This is a genomic window from Campylobacter sp. JH23 (assembly GCF_017846595.1).
Taxonomy (GTDB): Bacteria; Campylobacterota; Campylobacteria; order Campylobacterales; family Campylobacteraceae; genus Campylobacter_D; species Campylobacter_D coli.
This window is the reverse complement of record NZ_JAEQBP010000014.1, coordinates 1-595: the sequence shown is the minus strand read 5'-3', so window position 1 is coordinate 595 and position 595 is coordinate 1. Positions and strand designations below refer to the sequence as shown.

Here is a 595-nt window from a genome sequence, read left to right as displayed (position 1 = left end):
AATCAAAACCTTTTCTTTTTCACATCTTCAAGTATGTTATTAGCTATATCACTTACTGTACTAGAAATAATAGCTGATTCATTAGCAATCTCTACATTATCCTTAGTGGTTTGATCAATTTGAGCTACACTCTCATTGATTTGAGTAATACCTGCAGTTTGCTCTTTAATAGATTCTGCCATATCATTGATAGATTGAACCAATAAATTAGTATTAGCTTCTATTTCAGATAAAGACTTTTGAGTTCTCTCAGCTAGCTTTCTAACTTCATCAGCAACAACGGCAAAGCCTCTACCATGTTCTCCTGCTCTTGCAGCTTCAATAGCAGCATTTAATGCTAGAAGATTGATTTGATCTGCAATATCTCCAATAATACCTGTAACATTCTTAATCTCTTCAGATTGAGTGATAACATCACTGGTTTTAACTGAAACATTTTGCATAGAAGAAGTAATCTCTTCTAAAGCAGCTGCAGTTTCTTCTAAAGAAGCTGCTTGAGAATTAGAAGATGAAGTAAGGTTTTGAACTGCACTTTGAAGTTTAGAACTTTCACTAGCTAAGTGATTAGCAAAGTCAGAACTTTGTTTTAACATCT

At 33.4% G+C, this 595-nt stretch carries 1 protein-coding gene; it reads right to left on the bottom strand.

Features of this window, described 5'->3' with window-relative positions:
• Window positions 1–2: 2 nt before the first annotated feature.
• A partial coding sequence (locus KAR88_RS08710) for a methyl-accepting chemotaxis protein (protein ID WP_224365925.1) occupies window positions 3–595 on the bottom strand: 593 nt, incomplete at its 5' end.